The sequence below is a fragment of the Bdellovibrio sp. genome (assembly GCF_036384735.1).
Classification (GTDB): Bacteria; Bdellovibrionota; Bdellovibrionia; order Bdellovibrionales; family Bdellovibrionaceae; genus Bdellovibrio.
In genome coordinates, this window is the sequence record NZ_DASVLT010000024.1 from 38,886 (window position 1) to 58,307 (window position 19,422).

Below are 19,422 nucleotides of genomic sequence, written 5' to 3' on the forward strand. Positions count from 1 at the left end.
CTTTCAGAGTATGAAACGTCACTCCATCTCTTCACTTGGCGTGAAGCACGCAATACCTTCTGATATTCGGGTCGAACTTTTACAGGATCGCCTGACTCCTCGCGTGCCCTTTCCTCACAAGCATGACTTCTATCAAATCGTTATTATTTTCTCCGGCACCGGTTGGCATGAGATTGACTTCACCTCTTATAAAGTTTCAAAACAACAGCTGTTCGTGATTAAACCAGGCCAGGTTCATTCTTGGAAGCTTGCAACAAAGACTAAGGGCTTTGTGATTGAATATACCGATGCTTCCTTCTCGAAAGCCTACACTGAACAAGATCAACTGAGCCGTCGCAGTCGCGCGCTTCCAGACCAGGTGAAGTTCAGGCCTGAGGACTCGCTCAGCCTTGAGTTTTTAAAACTTATGGAGGCAGAGTTCCGTCATCAGAAAGCCTTCGCATCAAACGTCTTGCAAAATTATCTGAGCATCTTTCTATGGCATCTTTTAAGAGTCACCGGCACTCAAACTGTTGCCGAAGCCTCGAAACAAGACATCGTATCAAATTTTTTAGATTTGGTAGAATTGCACTTCAGAAAACAGCATTCTTTAGAGTTCTATGCTGGCACACTGAATGTTTCGCCAAAGACGTTGTCTGCGAAAATTCTTAAGGCCCTAGGAAAACCTGCAAAGGAAGTCATTTCGGAACGATGCTTACTTGAGGCAAAGCGTTTGCTGGCGTACTCATCACTGACGATATCAGAAATTGGTTACGAGCTCGGGTTTGACGATCCAAACTACTTCAGTCGTTTCTTGAAACAACATATGAAAACCAGCGCTCAACAGTTCCGGGCCCAAGCTCAAAAGAAACCGAACTAAAACTTATCCATCGGATGTACGGGGGCTACTTCGCCCTCACGATGACTGCTTTCCGCCCCCAGAGCGACCTTACCTGTAATTCCCACCCACTCAGGAAAGAATACAGCCAGCGCGCCGTATACAAGGATACTAAATAGAGAGATCACGATAATTCCGCCGACAATCCAGGCTTCTGGGCTCATAGGTTGCTCCTTGGCTTTAAGTGTAAATAAATCCGCTTTCTCTGGCCATGGAGGAATCTCTCTGCGACTAGCACAAATTTCCCTTTTTTCGAGCTGAAAAAACTGCCCAAAGAGGCAAAACTAATAATTTTTTCCTAAGAGAAGCCTTACTTTTCTGCTAGAACTTCCTCGAATTCGAAACTTGAGGTCCCCGTGGAAACTACCGATTTTTCTTCATTAGATTTAGCTCCTGAACTTTTGCAAGTAGTTCAAGAATTAGGCTATGAAGAGATGACACCGATCCAAGCAGCCAGCATTCCACTTATCTTGGATGGTAAAGACATTATCGGCCAATCTAAAACTGGTAGCGGAAAAACGGCGGCTTTCGCCCTACCAATCCTCAATACTTTGGATCTTGAAAATCGCAATATTCAAGCTCTGATCCTGTGCCCTACCCGTGAACTTGCCACTCAAGTTGTCGGCGAGTTTAGAAAACTGGGGCGTCGGTACGAGGGCCTACAAATTCTTTCTTTAACTGGCGGACAAACAGGTCGCGAACAAGCTCAAGCTATGGAACGCGGAGTTCACATTGCCGTGGGCACTCCTGGTCGAGTGCTTGATCACTTGAACCGCGAGCGCATGGATCTGAACGACATTGCGACATTAGTTTTAGATGAAGCTGATAAAATGTTCGATATGGGATTTGCCGCAGAGATCAAAGCGATCTTGAAGCAGCTTCCAACGAAAAGACAGACGTTGTTCTTCTCTGCAACGTTCCCTGAAGAAATTCAAGATCTCAGCCGTCGTTATCAAAAAAATCCTCTAAAGATTATCGTCGAAGATGCGGCTGAAACTGGAACTAGCATCGAACAAATCGTTTATGATTCTTCAGAGAGTCAAAAATCCGATACTTTGATGCGCGTGTTACAACAACACCCCGCTAAATCAACAATCATCTTCTGCAACACAAAAGCTGCCGTGAATGAATTGGCCGAGCGTATTGCCGAATACAAAGTCAGTGTTGCAGCATTACACGGAGATCTTGAACAACGTGAACGCGACAGAGTCATGGCCACATTCCGTAACGGCAGCACCGCGATCTTAGTTGCAACAGATGTTGCAGCTCGCGGACTTGATATCGATCATCTTGAACAAGTTATTAATTTTGATTTACCTGCTCAGGCAGAAACCTATGTTCATCGCATTGGCCGTACAGGCCGCGCGGGACGTGAGGGGCGTGCGATTACTATCGCCAGCCCTGTCGATACGATGAAATTGCTCGAGTTCGAAAAACTGTCGGGAGGCGCATTCCTTCGCCCCACTTTGGGATTTAAAAACCAACATGGACTTAATCCTTTTGCCCATCAATCGGCCATGAAAACATTGTCGATTTCAGGAGGACGTAAAGATAAGCTTCGCCCCGGCGATATCCTTGGTGCTTTAACCAATAAAGAAGGTAGCACATTGACAGGGGCTGACATTGGCAAGATCGAAATCCACGATCATATTTCCTATGTGGCAATTTCATCTTCTATGGTTGATACGGCCCTCGAGAAGCTTCGCACGGGAAAAATCAAAGGACAAAAGTTCCAAGCCAGACTGGTAAAATAAGAAAGCCGATATTTCGATCGGCTTTTTCAATACACTTACTTTAATCCTAATAAAATATCGAAATCTTCCTTCGACAAAGCATTGGACCCTGCTCCGACCTCGACATCCTTTTCGGTTGTCGAGAATAGCGTCTGAAACTTTTTGTCTTTACGATCTTTTAAGACCTCAATCTTTTCTTCCAAAGACTCATGCATGATATAGCGGAAGACTTGCACCGCTTTATTTTGACCCAAACGATGGGCCCGGTCCGTGGCTTGATTTTCCACCGATGGATTCCACCATGGTTCCAAATGGAAAACATAGCTGGCCTTCGTTAGGTTCAAACCTACACCGCCGGTTTTTAATGTCATCACAAGAATAGCGCCACCTTCGATTTGATTGAAATCCGCTAGAACTTTCTGCCTTTGTTTGGTTGGAATTCCACCATGCAAAACAAAAACCGGAATGTTGGCCTTTTTTAAAATATCTGCCGTGTGTTCCAGGGTTTGCAAGAACTGCGTAAAGACCAATGCACTTTCCCCAGATTCGACGATTTCTTGTAAGGAATCTAATAGGGTTTCTAATTTCGGTGGCACCTTTTCATAGCGAACATTTGGCAACGCTGCTGGATCAGAACAAGCCTGGCGCAGTCGCAAAAGAGCCGTCAACATTTGCAGTTGTACACTGGCTTCGCCTTGGACCTGCATAGTTTCCTGCACTTTTTGGTTATAAGATAAAGCAATGTCGCGATAGATCTCTTTTTGACGATCTTCGAAAGCGATACTGACCTTTGTCTCTTGCTTTTCAGGCAACTGATCTAAAATTTCTTTTTTTGTTCGGCGCAAAAGCAATGGTTTGATTTTTAGCTTCAAATCATCCATTTCTTCACGAGTCACCATTTCTGTATTCACAAATTGACGACGAAAATCTTCAATGCGCCCCAAACTGCCAGGCACAAGCAAATCCACCAATGAATAGAACTCACCATAGTGATTTTCCATCGGTGTACCAGTCAGACAGATCTTGAATTGTGCTGTCAACGATCTGGCAGAGCTTGTACGTTTGGTGGTGATGTTTTTTAAATTTTGAGCCTCATCAAAGATCAGAACTGTCCACTTGTATTGCTGAAGAAAATCTTCATGCTCCATCAAAAGACCGTAGGTTGTTATAACGACCAATGGCTCCTGAGCTTCGAGTTTTTTGCCAACGCGATCACGATCTTTATTCGAAAATACCATCAGCGGCAATTTCGGAGTGAATTTTTCCACTTCGCTTTGCCAATTGAAAATTAATGACGAAGGCACAACGACTAGGACTTGACCTAACTCGTCTTTTTCACGCAAGTCTTCAAGGAAGCAAAGCGTTTGCAGCGTTTTACCCAATCCCATGTCGTCAGCAAGAAGGGCTCCAAGACGAAGATTGTAAAGATCTTGCAGCCATTGCACACCTGTTTCCTGATAAGGCTTCAATTCAGCCGTCACGGTCTTTGGCAATGTCAGCTTGCGATCTGCGGACCCCATGTTGTCATAGAATTGGCAGATTTTTTTCCAATTTTCATCGCCGCGGATACCGACACCGGAAGCTCTTAAAGCTAAGAGCTCCAAAACCTGATGACGAGGCAATTGATAAACCTTTTCGCCGCCTTTACGTTTGATAGAGTCAACTTTTCCTTTTTGCAGCTTCAACCAGAAATTTTCCAGTCGACGAAGTGATGGCATTTGTTTGCGTGGAACCATATACAGCTTTCCTGCATATTCGATCACTCCTCCCCCGCCGAAGCTGCCCATTTGATCCGGGTCGATCTCTTCCCCGCGCAAGAAAAAGCGCGGATTGAGCTCAAACCAATTGAAATATTTTTGAGCGGCATCACTTTCAAGAACGAAGTCGACTTTGAATTCATCTTCTTCCAGCTCTTGCAAAGCCTGGCCTTTAAAGAAGATCTGAAATCCGAATGGAACTAGGGACTGAAGACTGTCCAAAGTTTCCATCAAGACTGAAGCATCTTTACGCACCTTCGGGAAATGGAAAAGACCTTGTAACAGCTCCCCATCTTGTTCCGGATCTCCAGTATAAACTCTTGATAAGAACGGAGTGCGGGACTTCTTAAATGATTCTCCGCCCGATGACATGGCCATCTTTTTCAGAATCTCATAGATCAGTCGGAATTCGCGTTCGACCACTCCCTCAAGAATAACTTCACCGTATTCGGAATAATACGACTCTGTTCCCTTCATAGCCTCAAAAGTCTTCATCACAAAATCTTGGAAGTGCACAAGAACAGATTTCGAGCACAGTTCTGCCAAAGTCAGATCCCGTGCTAAAACAACGCCAGCGCCACTGACCAGAATGGATTGGATGTTTTCAGAGACTGCAGGGAAAATTTCCTCAGGCAATACAATGCGACCGTCCGTTAATTCTCCATTGAAGTGCAAAGACAAAGCCTCCAGCATCAGATATTGTAAGACGCCCAAATGCTTTAGAAGCTTTAGGTCCCAATCTCTTTTTCCGCGAGCGCGTGTTGCCACATCCTTCGCATCGCTATTAAGCAAATACGGAAGACCTTGGGATAAAGTCTGCATGTAAAGGATCGACTTAGGTGTCCAACCCTTACGAGATAAATCTTTCTGATCTTTCACACGGGCATGATGCTGAATAAAGAACTCACCACTTTCTGCCAAATGAATTTCAGTGACACTTTTATCCGCATCCAGAGTTTTTGACCCGCCTTCAATTTTCGCAGGGATAGAGCGATTGCGCAGATATTTTAAAACAGTTTTCGCTTCAAGTTCACCTATGACTGAAATAGCAGGCATCTTTCCCGGTTCGAAAGAAAAAACGGCATCATCCGGCAGGATTTTGCTTAAAGTCTCTAGCTGACTTAATTCGCGAAGCCACGGATGAACAAGGATGATTCCATCCTCTGGTTCCACCGCGAAAGACTCATAGAAGTGCCATGGCTTTTTTCGGAAACTCATCAATGTGAAATCCGCTTCAAGATCTTTTTTCTCTCGGAACTCGACTCGCCAGTCCATTTCGTTGACCGGATCGAATTCAATCGAAGTCACCTTCATGGCCATTGAAGGCTGAGCTTTGGTTTGCAAATACAGTTCAATCTTTTTGCGAGCAACGTTCGTTGAAATACTGCCAAGCAAGGCTTGAGCGATTTCTTCAAGCTCACGTAGAGACTGACTGACAAAAAGATTTTCTTTCTGCTGAGTCAACGGCCACTGAGCAAAGACCGAATTTGGCATTTTAGGTTGCGGCAAAAGTTCGCGAGGAACTTGCTTTTGCAATGGGTGACGAAGAATTTCTTTCGCGCTTATTTGCATACCGTTACTGAAGTTATAGCGAATCATTCCCGCGATACGGTTTTGCTCATTCACTTCATTAAAATAAAACTCAGAGTAAGCAGTGAGTTTACGACGGAATACTTCCGGCATATTCCACAGCATCGGTGATAGAAGTTCTTGATCCTTTGTGACCTCTTGGAATTTATATTTTCCAAATTGCAGCGTCAGCAAAGCACTTAAAGCTGATCCGTTAAGAATCGACGGATCTTCTAAAAATAAACTCAAGGAATCCAGAACAGCTCCTGCCATGGCGGAGCCTTTCTCATCCTCTGGGCCTGAACGCAGAAGAAACTCACCATTTTGAATGTCTTGGGAAAGCTTTGCGATTTTGGCTTCACTCGCTTCCTTTCCTTGAGACAGCGCTTGCCACAAAGTGACGTAAGCGGCCCACTGATGAGAACACGTATGACGAGAGCTATTTGAAGTTCCGCAAACGTCACAGTCAAAATTCAAACTTCCGTCGTTTTCTGTCTGAGAAACTAAAACCGTGCAACCTTTGCTGTAATCAGGGTCATGAAGGAACATCTTCAACTGCATGAATCCTAGCGGAGTCGCCAAGATTTCATGTCTTTGAAATGCACCGTCCTCAATCAAATGAGTGCCTTCATTGAAAGGAATAGTTTCTCCCAAAGGCACACGTTCGCTGGGGTGGCGAAGTTGCGCGATATTCTGCAATGTCATGGGAGCTAAAAACACGATTTGATCCTTGGTAATTCGGATTTGGGCATCAGTTAGTATCGGCTAATTCCAGTTTTTTGTCCATGTTTTATACTCTGACGGCGTTTGCTCCGTCGCGGAATGACTTTAAAACTCACAAACTCGCTCCACTTTCATCCAAAAAGATTTCTTGAAGAAAAATGCCTTGGAGCCTTTATTTTCAGGGTTTTCAGCTAGGGTTTTGACGCATTTAACAATTGTTAAATATATCGCTTTTAAAAACGAATCCATTGCTCAGCGAGCCTTTCGTCAAAAGTTTTATCGAAAAATTGATAAAAAGACGGATTTGAGGCCCGTGCTACTGTTTCTTGCATACGGAGGCTCTATGGGGCGCGGAAATAAATCACTCTTACTCGCTGGTGCAATGACTTGGTCATTTATGACAGGATGCAGTCATGGTACTTCGAGCTATAGCACGTTGCCAACTGGTCAGACATTCTCTCAAAGTACCTATCAGGTGAATAACAAGATCGACATCTTGTGGGTTGTTGATAACTCTTCATCAATGACTCCCCTTCAACAAAACCTGGTGGCTAACTTCAATACCTTTATTAACAACTTCCAAAGTAAAGGTTATGACTTTCACATCGCCGTGACTTCAACAGACGCTTATCTTTCAGGAGCGGCCTTTAGAAATGATCCGTCTCTGGCAAAATTCAAAGACGGCGCACCTGGTGCTGAAACGGGCGTATTTATGCTCGACAATAACACCCCAAATCTAGTTACCACTTTCGTGGCTAACGGCTCACTAGGACAAACTGGAAGTGGTGACGAACGTGCTTTCTCGAGCATGAAAGCCTCTTTGGATAGTTCATTGAATTCTGGATTCTTAAGATCCGATTCCTTCTTGGCGGTCATCATTCTATCAGATGAAGATGACTTCAGTGACCCAACACGTCCTGAAGACAGCTGGGGCTACAGCGGTGGAATTCCCGATCATGATTACTCTGATCCAAATCTAGAAACTGTGGCAAGCTACGTTTCATATATGGATACTCTGACTTCATCGACGTCAACAAATCGACGCTATAACGTGAATGCCATCACAGTTTTGGATAGCGCATGTCTTGCCAGTCACAGTGCCCAAGCTCCGTCATCGATCATTGGTCAAAGATACATCTCTTTTGCCAATAGCACGAACGGTATCCTGGGAAGTATTTGCGACTCGAACTATGCGAACTCAATTCAGTTGATTCAGCAACGTGTGATCGAACTGAGTACTCAGTTCGTGCTTAGTCGCACTCCGGTAGAAAGCAGTATCAAAGTTGTTGTGAATAACGTATCAGTTCCAAATGATGCGACGAACGGGTGGACTTATTCGTCAACAACGAACTCAATCACGTTCCATGGTACAGCGGTTCCATCTCAAGGTGCTTCGATCTCTGTCAGCTTTGACCCTGCAAGCATCACTCTATAATTTGCTCCTGAGCCAGCGAGTGGAATGGTTCTACTCGCTGGTTTCCCCAACTTTCTATTTTTTATACCAACAAGCAGGACGCTCTAACAATTGGGCCCCGGCCACAACAGTGTCGAGACGACATTGCAGAGTCGGATAGTTGACATTTTGATCCGGTCCCAATGGTTTTTCGGGCGTGCCCAGGTCTGGATGAATCATTTGTGGTACATCGATAAAAAAATAAATTGCGGCAAATAAGCTTTGCCCTGCCGCCATAATTCGCGAGCACATCGCAACTTCAGTAGCCTCTTTTTGACTTTGTTCACATAAAGCTGTGATTCGCGGATCTATGTAAGATCTTTCTGTAGAAGCCATCTCAGGCAATGAGAAAATTCTTCTTAAACATGAGGTCGCTGCAAAATAGTCAGCTTGCCCTTCGGTCGAGGCCCATGTGCTGGTGGTTTTCCTGGGTTCGCCACCTAGAAGGTGTCCCATTTCATGGCAAAGAATAAAGGCCGTTGCATCCGAATTCATGGCTTTTAATTTCATAATATCTGCGCCAATACTGATCGAGAAAATATTTTGATCCACGCTGCCACCACCAAAATATCCAGGCTCGTCATGATCCAACGTCATTTGCAATTGCAAGTTCTTCTCTTGAACATCCGCAGAATAGGTCTTTTGCATAAGCCCCACAAGATCCTCAAGAGTCTGAGCTTGTGCATGCATAGGAGTTAGCATCATGAGGACTACAGACAGAAAATAAGGCACCTTGCTTTTGATCATGTCTTTGTTTTTAGCAATGCCGGTGCCTGTCTCATTTCGAGATTATGGTCCTTATCTAGCTTACGGCTCTGCTCAATCCTGCCTCTTTGTAGAACGAAAGAACACGGGCGCTTTTTGCCCTACAACCCCAGCTCTGGAACAGGAGTTGGTCCCTCAGTATTCACTCGCTTTTGCCCAAGAAGCCCCATCAAAGTCCTTGCATCATAGGGAGCACGCACCTTCATATCGTTATCAAAATAAACATAGATATTGCGACTCTTGGCTGCGGGAGGTTTGTCTTCGGAGATGGTCAATGCATCGGACGCTTGCCTTCCCGCCTCCCAAAGTTCAATGCGATCAGCCCACCAACGCAAGGTGGATTTATCATAACCGCTAGCATACAGCTCTTCATCACCATGCAAGCGCAAATACATAAAGTCGGCGGTGATATCCTCCATGTATGGCCACTTTCCCGCAGTGTCAGCAAGAACCAACGCGACATTGTACTTACGAAGCAGTTTAATAAAATCAGGATTTTCAAAAGAGTGATTGCGCACCTCCATCGCATGATGAAGCGGTCGATTCGATCTTGCAAATTCTTTCGGATACTCGGCATCGTAGCGTTCCGACTCCTTTGCCAACGCCACGGCTTTTTTAAAATGTGTCGGTAGCATTTTAAAAAACTCTTCGACGCGTTCTTCGTCGAAACGAAAGCTTGGAGGAAACTGCCAAAGAAATGCACCTAGTTTTTTATCTAAATGCAAAACCCCTGAGGCAAAAAAATTGGACAAAGGTTCCCGCACATCTTTTAGCCTCCGAATGTGGGTGATGTAACGCGGACACTTCACCGAAAAAACGAAATCATCAGGAGTTGCCGCGGCCCAAGTTTTATAACTTTTTGGCGATTGGGTCGCATAAAAAGACCCATTGATCTCAATGGAAGAGACCTGTCGGCTTGCGTAATACAGCTCGTTTTTTTGAGTAAGCTCTGTCGGATAGAAATCACCGCGCCAAGGCTCGTATCGCCAACCCGAGATGCCAATTCTTACGTCTGCCATAAAAACCTCCGCTTCTAGAAACTTAATTCTAGGAGCAGCCTGAGAAAGCTTCAAATTACATCCTGTAATGCTGCTAAAGCACGATAAAATGACCTTGTCCGAAAATGGCGAGCTACGAATGAATTTATCTGTTAAATTGACTCCATGAAGAAAGATGATGTTTTCTATCAAGCCATGCTTGCCCGCGATTATCGTTTTGACGGGAAGTTTTTTGTCGGAGTCAAAACCACCGGAATCTATTGCCGTCCGATCTGTCCAGCAAAACCCAAGCGCGAAAATGTCGAGTTCTTTTCTTCTGCACATAAAGCAGAACATGCGGGTTATCGTCCCTGCTTGCGTTGTCGTCCCGAAGCAGCTCCATTATCTCCGGCGTGGTATGGAACCTCATCGGTAGTGCAGCGAGCTTTAAAGATCATCGCAAATAAAGGTCCGATTCTTCTTTCAGAAGACAAATTTGCAGAACAATTTGGCGTGAGCGCCCGTCACCTTCGTCGCCTTTTTGAAGAAGAAATCGGCCAAACTCCAAAGCAGCTTTCTGACATCACTCGTTTGAACTTTGCACGAAAGCTTTTAGTAGAAACGAAACTTCCTATTGTCACCGTAGCTATGACCGCCGGCTTTGCGTCTTTACGCCGTTTCAATGATGCCTTCAAAAAACGTTTCCATAAATCTCCATCACAAGTTCGCCGCAAAGAAAACTCCTCGGCCAATGAAAATGGTGTGACGCTATCTCTTTCCTATCGCCCCCCTTATGATTGGGAGACCTTGCTCGGCTATTATCGTCGTCATTGCATCTGGGGGCTTGAAAAAGTGACAGAAACAACTTACGAGCGTATTTTTCGTTTCGATGTCACCGTGGGAGTTTTGCAGGTCTCTGTCGAACCAGAAAAGTCATCTTTGTTAGTTCAGATACACTGCTCTGATGTGAAATGTCTTTTGCCTGTGATTCAAAAAGTCCGTCAGATGTTTGACTTGGATTCAGATCCTCTATTAATTGCGAATTCATTTTCCACAGACAGACATTTAGATCAGCTCTGGAAAAAGTATCCGGGCCTGCGCATTCCCAAGGCCTGGGACTCTTTCGAGGCGACTATTACCACAGTCCTAGGGCAACTGGTGTCTGTAGAGCAAGCCACTCGTTTGGTCGGTCAGCTGGTAAAAGGCTACGGAGAAAAAGTAGTCCATCCCTTGACCCAAGAAGAGGCTTATCTATTTCCCACGGCCGAGGTCTTATCTAAAGCATCTTTGAAAGAGGTCAGTACCACTGAAAAGCGAAAGAAAACCATCCGTGAAATTGCTAAGCTGGTTCACTTGGAAAAACTGATTCTATCTTCCGAACAAGACCCCGAAGAGTTTCGCAAAAATCTTTTGGCAGTTCCTGGAATTGGTCCGTGGTCCACAGAGTACACTGCGCTGCGTGCTTTAGGTGACACAGATTCATTTCCACACACGGACCTGGTTTTAAAAAAAGCTTTAGACACTTATCCAAAAATAAATCTTGATGATGTTCGTCCTTGGCGCTCTTATGTAGCCTTCTATCTTTGGAAGGATTTTATGGCCAACCAAGCCAGCTCTAAACCTCAAAAGAAGGTGAAAAAATGAACTACTTCTATAAAGAAATGAAATCTCCAGTGGGTCGATTGAAATTGATTTCTGATGATCACGCTCTAGTTGCCGTTCTTTGGGAAAATGATCCTCCAATGCGTGTTCCTTTGGATGAAGCTGCACACGATAAAAATCATCCGGTTTTGGTACAAGCTGAAGACGAACTGAATGAATACTTTGCAGGGACACGCACACGTTTTTCAGTGCCTTTGAATCCTCATGGAACTGACTTTCAAAAATCAGTATGGATGCAGCTTCGCAAAATTCCTTATGGCGAAACTCGCTCTTACAAAGACTTGGCCGTTGCCATTGGCAATCCTTCTGCATGCAGAGCCGTAGGAGCTGCCAATGGAAAGAATCCGTTATCTATTATTGTTCCCTGCCATCGAGTGATTGGAAGCAATGGCACTCTGACTGGATTTGCGGGGGGATTGGAATTCAAGAACTATCTTCTAAATCTGGAAAGTCCCCAGGGGTCCTTTGTAAAGTAGTTCGACAGTTTTTCAAACTTCGGAAAGGTAAATCCAAGAATCTCCATTTTCCCTCTATCTTCATTCTTAGATTTCGCTAGACCATGGTAGGATTTAAGAATGATTGGTGAAGTTAAACATCTTTTCCCACGTCTTATGGAGCAGAAGATCAATGCCTTATTGGATACGGCAGAGCCGACCGAAATGAAGGCCTTCCAGCTTTATAAAACTTGCCAAAGCGAAAATCTTTGGCAAGACACATTTGAGAAGTTTCAAACTCATCTCGAACGATTTTTTTCGGTGCCAAAGACCGAGCGTCGTAAAAGCGATCTTGATGCTGTTTTAGATCGCCCGTTAAGCAGCCATCTTTTTGAAAGCTTTCATTTAACTTTTAGAAATTCTGTGGTGGACCCTTCTGCGGTTTTAAATATCGCAAGCTGGGCCCATCACTTTATGCGTGTCAGTTATAAATCGGCCAGTGTGGTGATTTCGACAGATGTTTTGCAAAAGACATTGAATTACATCACTCATCCCCCTCTTTTTGAAAAAGAAGAAAATATCACCTTTGAAGATTTCTGTGATGCCTGGAAGAAAACCGTCTTTAAACTTTTCGGCAAAACTCATGACAACGAATTCAATCATATCCTTAAAGAACTTCAGTGGTTGAACGCCGAGCTAAGAAGTGATTCTTCTGAACTTCGCGAACGTCATTTCCCAACAATTTATCTAACTCAAACAGAGATCGATTGGACTTTGGCTGTTCAAAAGGCAGTTCTTGAAGACCTGCCGATTCCCAAATTCCCCTTGTCCCGCGGGCCTCAGAAACCGCGTCTGATGGAGTTAGAACGCACAATCCGTCTTTATAACATCGTGCAAACAAGCCGCTTGCCCGAGTTTTTAAAACACAAAGATAATATTCGCGCGACCCTCTTGGACCGCTGCGAAACTCTGATGCGCGAAAAGGCCAGCTAGCGCCGCACCAAACGCAAAAAAATGTTGTGGGAACATGACCATGGGATCACACTAAGTGGGTTCATTAAAACCCATTCAACGAGGTCCTCAATGGCTACAATCACTCTTAAAGGAAACGCTGTTCATACTTCTGGCACATTGCCAGCTGTTGGCTCTACAGCTCCAAACTTTAAACTTGTTCGCAACGATCTTTCAGAAGTGTCTTTAGAAAATTTCGCAGGAAAATTCAAAGTTTTGAATATCTTTCCAAGCGTTGATACAGGCACCTGCGCGGCTTCAGTTCGCAATTTTAATAAAGAAGCGGCGAATTTGAAAAACGCCGTCGTTTTGAATATCTCCGCAGATCTTCCATTTGCTCAAGCTCGCTTTTGCGGTGCCGAAGGCATTAAAAACTGCGAAACACTTTCTTCATTCCGCGCTAACTTCGGCAAAGAATGGGGCTTGGCGATTCAAGATTCTCCTTTGGCAGGTCTTCTTTCTCGCGCTGTCGTCGTTCTTTCTCCGGACAACAAGGTTCTTTACACAGAACAAGTTGGCGAAATCGTCGACGAACCAAACTACGCTGCGGCTTTGAAAAGTATTATGTAGTTTCTAAGGAGGGGTCACGAGCCCCTCTTTCTTTTTGCAAGAACTGTTGTTACGAATTTCATTTCATCAAGTCCACAATTCTAAATAAAAATTAAATTACAGAGCGTTCAATTTCGATTCCTGCCCTTGCTTGCCACTTCTCGCTGGTATTTTCCGCCGAAAGTATGTTAGGCCTATTAATATCTCGGGGTGTTAAAATGGCTTTTAAAATTCTAGTCGTCGATGACGAGAAAGACTTACGGGATCTTATTAGTTATTTTTTGACGCGTGAAAATTACGAGGTCCTCACAGCTGAAAATGGCAAAGAGGCCTTTGATAAAATTCAAACATGGAACCCTCAGCTTGTTATCAGTGATATACGCATGCCAGTTTGGGATGGCTTTGAGTTAATCAAGCGTGTCGAAAAACTTCCAAACTCGGAAGTTCCCATTTTATTTATTTCGGGATATGTCGGAGGCGACGAAGAGACTTTAAAGAAAAGTACTCACTGCTTAGGCTTTATCTCAAAACCTGTCAACAAAGCAGACCTCGTACGCATCGTTAAAGAGGTTGAAAAGAAAAATCCACACAACGTTTAGCGCGGCAGGCGAATCACAAACGACGTATTCTTGCTGTGTGAATCAATATACATCTGACCGTGATGAGCTTCGACCAAGCCGCGGGAAATACTCAAGCCCAGTCCTGTTCCCTTACCAATTTCTTTCGTTGTAAAGAAGGGACGGAAAATCTCACTATGCAACTCTGGCGGAATGCCTGGTCCACTATCAGTGATGCGAATTTCAATCTCGTCACCAAAATCTTGTGCATCAATGGAAATCCACTTCTGAGGAAGACCTTGAATAGCTTCAAAAGCATTGTTGAGCAAATTCAAAAGAACTTGGGAAATTTGCACTGGACGACACTCTAAATAAATATCAGGAAACGGACTTGGAACGCGAAGATCAATATTGTTAATCTTAAATTTCTCGTAGCACAACGAAAGAGTGTTATCGACAATAGTACCTAGTAAAACCGTTTCAACAGGATCCTTTCCACCCTCACGGGCAAAAGTGCGAAGACCTCGAACGATCTTTTCAATTCGTTGAGTTGTTGCTGTCACCTTTTCAATGGCTTGTTTCATAGCTGGAACATCTACTTTCTCAGAACCTAAAATATCCATTTGCTGTTCCGCTAAAAGCAAAATCACATTGAGAGGAGTATTGATTTCATGAGCGATACCACCGGCCATCTCACCCAAAGAAGCCAATTTTGCTGCATATTCTGCACGAGCTTTTTGATACAGCAATTCTTCCTGAGTTTGTTCAAGTTTTTGCACGGTCTGAGTCAGAGTTTCCTTTTCTGTGATCAAGGCCTCTTCCGATTCGTAACGCAAAACCATATTTTGATAAAACTGCTTCGAGTTGCCGTACACGTATAAAACGAACGTGAAAATGTAGAAGCTCCATAAAGTATAGGGCAACTCTCCTTTATGGCTAGAAAATCCCATTACGATACCTGGTATGACACCGACCATAATCAGGAAATATTTATGAATACGTGGAGCTAAAGCAATCGACGATGTCGATCCCGCCATTACTGCACTAATGATGAACGACGTCAAAAAGATCTTTGCGTCTGAGTTTTCCGGATCACCAAAACTCATACAGCAGATCACCCCTAAAAAGGTTGTGCTGATCATAATCGCGGTTTCATGAAGAGTGCCCCAACGACGCAGTCCTTCAGGCCCTCGATTGATAATTCGTTTTGCAACAACGAAGCGAACGATGGCTGCGACCAGCGCCAGAGATGCAAAAACTCGAAGCCATGGAAAGAATGAGACTGTCGTTACGATAGGTTGATAAAGTACAGCGCAAAAGACCAGCGCAAAGCCGACCGCCGCCGCCAGGCTGCGACGACACATATCTAGATTTAAACTTTGAAGAACCGACGGTCTGATCTCTTTCATATCTTCTGACGAGATATATCTTAGGCCCTCTCCTCAGTCACGTCTTACCCGTCAATTCTGCTTGATCTATCTCTGATTTAATTTTCTGCAATCAACTTCTGAATACAAAGCGTCCATTATTTTGTCCCCACAGGGCATTCTTTGTTAGTCTCGCCTCATCTTTTTTGTATTTATCTAATGCTTTGATAACCGTTCACCAGTCCCCGTTTTGTCAGAACAATCTGCCAAAGTTGAGTGCGACGTGCGCGGAAAGATCCTGCGCAACTTAAAAGATAATACTTCCACTTACGATAAAAGACCTTATCAAAGCCATTTTGCAATTGAGGCCAATTTCTGTCGAAATTCTCAAACCAGCTCAGCAATGTCTTATCATAATCGGGACCGAAGTTATGCCAGTCCTCCATCACAAAGAAGTCTTCAATAGCTGTGGCCACCTGAGAAATCGACGGAATCATCGAGTTCGGAAAAATATACTTCTCGATCCAGGGATCTGTTCCCCCACCCGCACTTTGACTATTGCCGATGGTGTGGAGCAAGAACATGCCATTGTCCTCGAGACAGTCCGCTGCCACATCAAAGAACGTGTGATAGTTCTTCTTACAAACGTGCTCGAACATACCGATGGACACTATTCGATCGTACTTACCACTCATTTCACGATAGTCCTCCAAGAGAATTTCAATATCCAGGCCCTTGCAATTTTGTTTTGCGACCTCGGCCTGCTCTTTCGAAACAGTTACGCCTACACCTTTGATTCCGTATTTTTCCGCTGCATATTTAAGAAAACCACCCCATCCGCATCCGATATCTAAAACACGCATTCCCGGCTCTAGATAAATTTTGTCGCAAATAAGTTGCAGTTTGTTTTCCTGAGCCTCGTCTAAACTTAAAGCGTCCTTCCAATAACCACAGGTATAAATCATACGTTTATCAAGCATGGCCCGATAAAGATCCTCATCAATATCATAGTGAAATTCGCCAATTTTATAGGGATCACTTTTTCCCAAGGTTAAAACCTTGGATCTTAATGCTTGCAAAGCCAAAGTTGCTGGATTCACTAATTCGTCTATGCGTGATCGAAGAAGTAAAAAGAAGAACTGACTTAAATCTTCGCAGTCCCACCATCCCTCCATATAGGATTCGCCTAATCCCAACGAGCTGTGAGCAAGAATACGATGATAAAATTTAGAATTATGTACTTTAATATCGTGAGCCGCCCGGCCATTGACGGTGATTCCGGCGCGACCGAAAAGCTGAGTTACAAATTCCTGCGCGCTGTTAAGGGACATCGTTTCTGTATTCATGAATTCATCCTTGTGTAGATGAACCCATCCTTTTCCCAGTGGCGCACTTATTCAATTTTCATTGAGGTAATTTGCAAAGCGGCAAACATTCCCGTTCCACTTTCAAAGTGAAACGGGTTGAGGAATTTATTCTTTATCAGAGATTAAACCTGCCGCACGAGCAGACCAGTAAACCATCAAATAGTCGGAAGAGAAAGAACGCGTTTGTCCATTACCTTGAAAGGTTAAGTAAAATGGCGAATCCTTCCAGAAGAAAGTTGTCGACCAAGCCAATGTCTCGAAATTTGGATAAGAGTACACGCCCTGTGCATGATCTAGGAATGTTCTGTCTGATTTTACTTTTTTGAATCCTGCCAATGCCTTCCAAGGAACACGCGGCCATGAAGACAAACTCCACTCTGGAATTTTAGAAAGATCCACACTGCCCGAACCGATATTGCGAGGAGCTGGAATCTCTCTCAATGTCCACAAAGCCTGACGAGCTTCTGCTTTAAAAGTCTTGTCCTCTCGTGCCTGTGGCGAGAATGCATAAGCCATCACCGTCAAGAAATCACGGTGAGCTTCTTTATAAACATCATGCATCTCTTTCAGTTTGCTCTGAGACTGCTTTAAAGATGTCGCAATCAAATAGTGACTTGTATCATTCGTCGTGAAAACCTTAAGAAGTTCTTCCGAAACAAAAATCTGCGCCAAATTTGAAGTCATTGTTAAATTAATGCCTGACCAGTCCGCGACTCCACCGACATAGAAACCAACATCCAACTTCGTCGCATCACCAATTTGTTCAATACCGTTGATCATACTTTGAGTGAACACATTCAACTCGGACTGATCTTTATTCCACAAAGCGACCAGGCCGTGGGCAATTCCGTTATTGAAAGCGCGCTCGCGAATGGCTTGGAAACCCGTTAATGCTTGTACGGCCCTTTGAATACGAGCAATCAAGGCCGTCTCACTTGGATGAACATATTTATGGGCTAAGGCCAATGTAATGAAAAGACCCTTAGCCATGTCATTGTTACCGCCCGCGCGCCACTTTAGATTTGCAAACTTGCCTGTCCCTTGAATCCAGCCATCACCTAAATTTTCTTCTGGAGGCGATACAGCCAAGGATCTGGCAAATTCAGTTTGGCTGTTCGTGATCTCTGTCAAAGTCAGAATACCATCAAGAACTCGGCGGAAGTTATGCAAAGCCTGTGGGTCCTTTGTCGCTTGATAGCGCATCACTTCAGAAAGACCATACAAAGATGTCCATAGAGCCGAATCATACTCTGTAGCCCGTCCTACTTTATTTCCATTTTGATCCAAAACAGAAATTTCTAGAATTCCCGCCGCGTTTAAATTTTCAGATGTTGTCTGCTTTCCAAGATATTCCGCTTTTTGGGCCAAAGTTTTGCCATAGGCATTTCTTCTCATCATCGCTTCAGCTAAAGATAACGGATTGACTGTTTTATTTGTGATACGCAAAGTGGTTTTATTTTTAGCGTAGAAATCAGCATCGGTTTTATCACTGATGAAAATTTGCTTTCCCTGTTGGAATTCAACGCGATCTTTATACACTTGCGATTCAGGAAGATTGCGATACCAATCCATCACGGCATCAAGCCCTGCCCAACGAGCGATTTTAATTAACTTGGATCCTTCATCTCCGAGGCCCACGACGCTGGTACGAAGATCCATCCAAAGAGGCTTTTCGGAAGCGTCCCCTTGACGCTGCCATGTTTCGTTGTAAGTCCCCTCATCCTGAACAGTGAATGACATTGCTTGTCCCACTTCCGCAGCGGACAATGCGATCTTCATAGAATTTTTAATTTCATCATCAGTTGGAGTATAACCATTAAAAGCCGTCAAAACGTTAGAGCGTTTCAACGAAAAATCGAACTCTTGTCCCTGAGCAACTCCGGACCAAATGGACTCCACCTCCAAATCCTGTTGTCGGAAAGTCTTGAAGTGAATAAGTCTTTGCACTTGCGAGCCATGAATCCAGACCTTTCCAGAGTACTCTCCAAAAGAAGTATTGGTTCCCTGCACGCTATAAATACCATCCCTCACAGAACTCGCCTGAGCCCAGACTGCTAATGGAATGGACGCTGTAACAAAAACTGTAACCGCAAAACGCGAAAAGATCTTCATGGACGTCTCCAGAATGATTAGGGCTTCATAGAAGCCGAATGATTATTTCGTGATTCCAGCAATGCAAGAACAAGGCAAAAAAGATCGCAAAAGCGCGAAGAAGATATCGTATTTGGCGTGGGCTTTATTATTCCCGTTCACTTAGGAGACTTATTAGCTATTTTTGAAGTCCATTAAAAGACGAAAGTGTGCGAGAATCCTCTCGAACTGCACAGTTCGAATAGAATAGACATAGAATCAGGTAAACGATCGACATGGCGAGAAAGCCTTTGACCCTTGATCTTTTCATTTTTGAAGACTCCCAAAAAAGCTCTTATTTTTATCTTCGGTGATTTCCCTCAGAAACTCGATAGTCTTAAGAGATATTTGCCGGAAATGAGTCATGATTTGCCTCACTAAATTCAAAGACAATATCCTAATGTTTGATGAGGTTTAATTTTTCGTCAAATTTTTAGTCGGAATCATAAGTCTGGCTTCGCAAACAACAACAGCGCATGACTCCCAAGACA

The 19,422-nt window shown here is 44.0% G+C and carries 15 protein-coding genes; 8 read left to right on the forward strand and 7 right to left on the reverse strand.

Going from position 1 to position 19,422, the window contains the following annotated elements; translation table 11 throughout:
- Positions 1 to 10 precede the first annotated feature (10 nt).
- Entirely contained in the window at positions 11 to 859 is an 849-nt protein-coding gene (locus VF412_RS07210; RefSeq protein ID WP_331338548.1) for an AraC family transcriptional regulator, read from the forward strand.
- Here the strand turns inward: VF412_RS07210 and VF412_RS07215 are convergent.
- Positions 856 to 1,041: a hypothetical protein gene (locus VF412_RS07215; RefSeq protein WP_331338549.1), complete on the reverse strand. Its 186-nt coding sequence runs from the start codon at positions 1,039 to 1,041 to the stop codon at positions 856 to 858. The two genes, VF412_RS07210 and VF412_RS07215, sit on opposite strands and share 4 nt — an antisense overlap.
- A gap of 192 nt (positions 1,042 to 1,233) precedes the next feature.
- On the opposite strand from VF412_RS07215, the gene dbpA reads away from it, so the two are divergent.
- Positions 1,234 to 2,631 carry an ATP-dependent RNA helicase DbpA gene (dbpA, locus tag VF412_RS07220; RefSeq protein WP_331338550.1) on the forward strand — a complete coding sequence of 466 codons (1,398 nt, stop codon included), beginning with the start codon at positions 1,234 to 1,236 and terminating at the stop codon, positions 2,629 to 2,631.
- A 35-nt stretch (positions 2,632 to 2,666) separates the two neighbouring features.
- Here the strand turns inward: dbpA and VF412_RS07225 are convergent, their stop codons facing one another.
- Positions 2,667 to 6,656 carry a DEAD/DEAH box helicase gene (locus VF412_RS07225; RefSeq protein WP_331338551.1) on the reverse strand — a complete coding sequence of 1,330 codons (3,990 nt, stop codon included), beginning with the start codon at positions 6,654 to 6,656 and terminating at the stop codon, positions 2,667 to 2,669.
- A gap of 346 nt (positions 6,657 to 7,002) precedes the next feature.
- Between VF412_RS07225 and VF412_RS07230 the strand changes: the two genes are divergently transcribed.
- Complete coding sequence (locus VF412_RS07230) at positions 7,003 to 8,094, forward strand: hypothetical protein (RefSeq protein ID WP_331338552.1); 1,092 nt, start codon at positions 7,003 to 7,005, stop codon at positions 8,092 to 8,094.
- Between the two features lie 54 nt (positions 8,095 to 8,148).
- Here VF412_RS07230 and VF412_RS07235 read toward each other — a convergent pair whose 3' ends face one another.
- Both VF412_RS07235 and VF412_RS07240 read right to left on the reverse strand, forming a co-directional pair.
- Positions 8,149 to 8,859 (reverse strand): hypothetical protein, encoded by a 711-nt coding sequence (locus VF412_RS07235; RefSeq protein ID WP_331338553.1) that lies wholly within the window; start codon positions 8,857 to 8,859, stop codon positions 8,149 to 8,151.
- Between the two features lie 119 nt (positions 8,860 to 8,978).
- A complete protein-coding gene (locus VF412_RS07240) occupies positions 8,979 to 9,896 on the reverse strand; it encodes a DUF72 domain-containing protein (protein WP_331338554.1) in 918 nt (305 codons plus the stop codon).
- Between the two features lie 144 nt (positions 9,897 to 10,040).
- Here VF412_RS07240 and VF412_RS07245 point away from each other — a divergent pair, with 144 nt between their 5' ends.
- From VF412_RS07245 to VF412_RS07265, 5 genes are all read left to right on the forward strand, one after another.
- On the forward strand, positions 10,041 to 11,498 hold the full coding sequence (locus tag VF412_RS07245) for a DNA-3-methyladenine glycosylase 2 family protein (RefSeq protein WP_331338555.1): 1,458 nt from the start codon (positions 10,041 to 10,043) through the stop codon (positions 11,496 to 11,498).
- Positions 11,495 to 11,992: a methylated-DNA--[protein]-cysteine S-methyltransferase gene (locus VF412_RS07250; protein ID WP_331338556.1), complete on the forward strand. Its 498-nt coding sequence runs from the start codon at positions 11,495 to 11,497 to the stop codon at positions 11,990 to 11,992. The genes VF412_RS07245 and VF412_RS07250 overlap by 4 nt, the downstream gene beginning before the upstream one ends.
- 99 nt (positions 11,993 to 12,091) lie before the next feature.
- Positions 12,092 to 12,943, forward strand: coding sequence for a hypothetical protein (locus VF412_RS07255; RefSeq protein WP_331338557.1), 852 nt, complete (start codon positions 12,092 to 12,094; stop codon positions 12,941 to 12,943).
- A 90-nt stretch (positions 12,944 to 13,033) separates the two neighbouring features.
- Positions 13,034 to 13,531, forward strand: a complete 498-nt coding sequence (gene tpx, locus VF412_RS07260; protein ID WP_331338558.1) for a thiol peroxidase — start codon at positions 13,034 to 13,036, stop codon at positions 13,529 to 13,531.
- Positions 13,532 to 13,728: 197 nt separating this feature from the next.
- Positions 13,729 to 14,109, forward strand: a complete 381-nt coding sequence (locus tag VF412_RS07265) for a response regulator (protein ID WP_331338559.1) — start codon at positions 13,729 to 13,731, stop codon at positions 14,107 to 14,109.
- On the opposite strand, the gene VF412_RS07270 is transcribed toward VF412_RS07265, so the two are convergent.
- The 3 genes from VF412_RS07270 to VF412_RS07280 form a co-directional block, all read right to left on the reverse strand.
- Positions 14,106 to 15,476, reverse strand: coding sequence for a sensor histidine kinase (locus tag VF412_RS07270; RefSeq protein WP_331338560.1), 1,371 nt, complete (start codon positions 15,474 to 15,476; stop codon positions 14,106 to 14,108). The two genes, VF412_RS07265 and VF412_RS07270, sit on opposite strands and share 4 nt — an antisense overlap.
- Positions 15,477 to 15,646: 170 nt before the next feature.
- The gene (cfa, locus tag VF412_RS07275; RefSeq protein WP_331338561.1) at positions 15,647 to 16,780 is read right to left on the reverse strand and encodes a cyclopropane fatty acyl phospholipid synthase; all 1,134 of its coding nucleotides are present in this window, start codon (positions 16,778 to 16,780) and stop codon (positions 15,647 to 15,649) included.
- A 126-nt stretch (positions 16,781 to 16,906) separates the two neighbouring features.
- A complete protein-coding gene (locus tag VF412_RS07280) occupies positions 16,907 to 18,913 on the reverse strand; it encodes a hypothetical protein (protein WP_331338562.1) in 2,007 nt (668 codons plus the stop codon).
- Positions 18,914 to 19,422 lie beyond the last annotated feature (509 nt).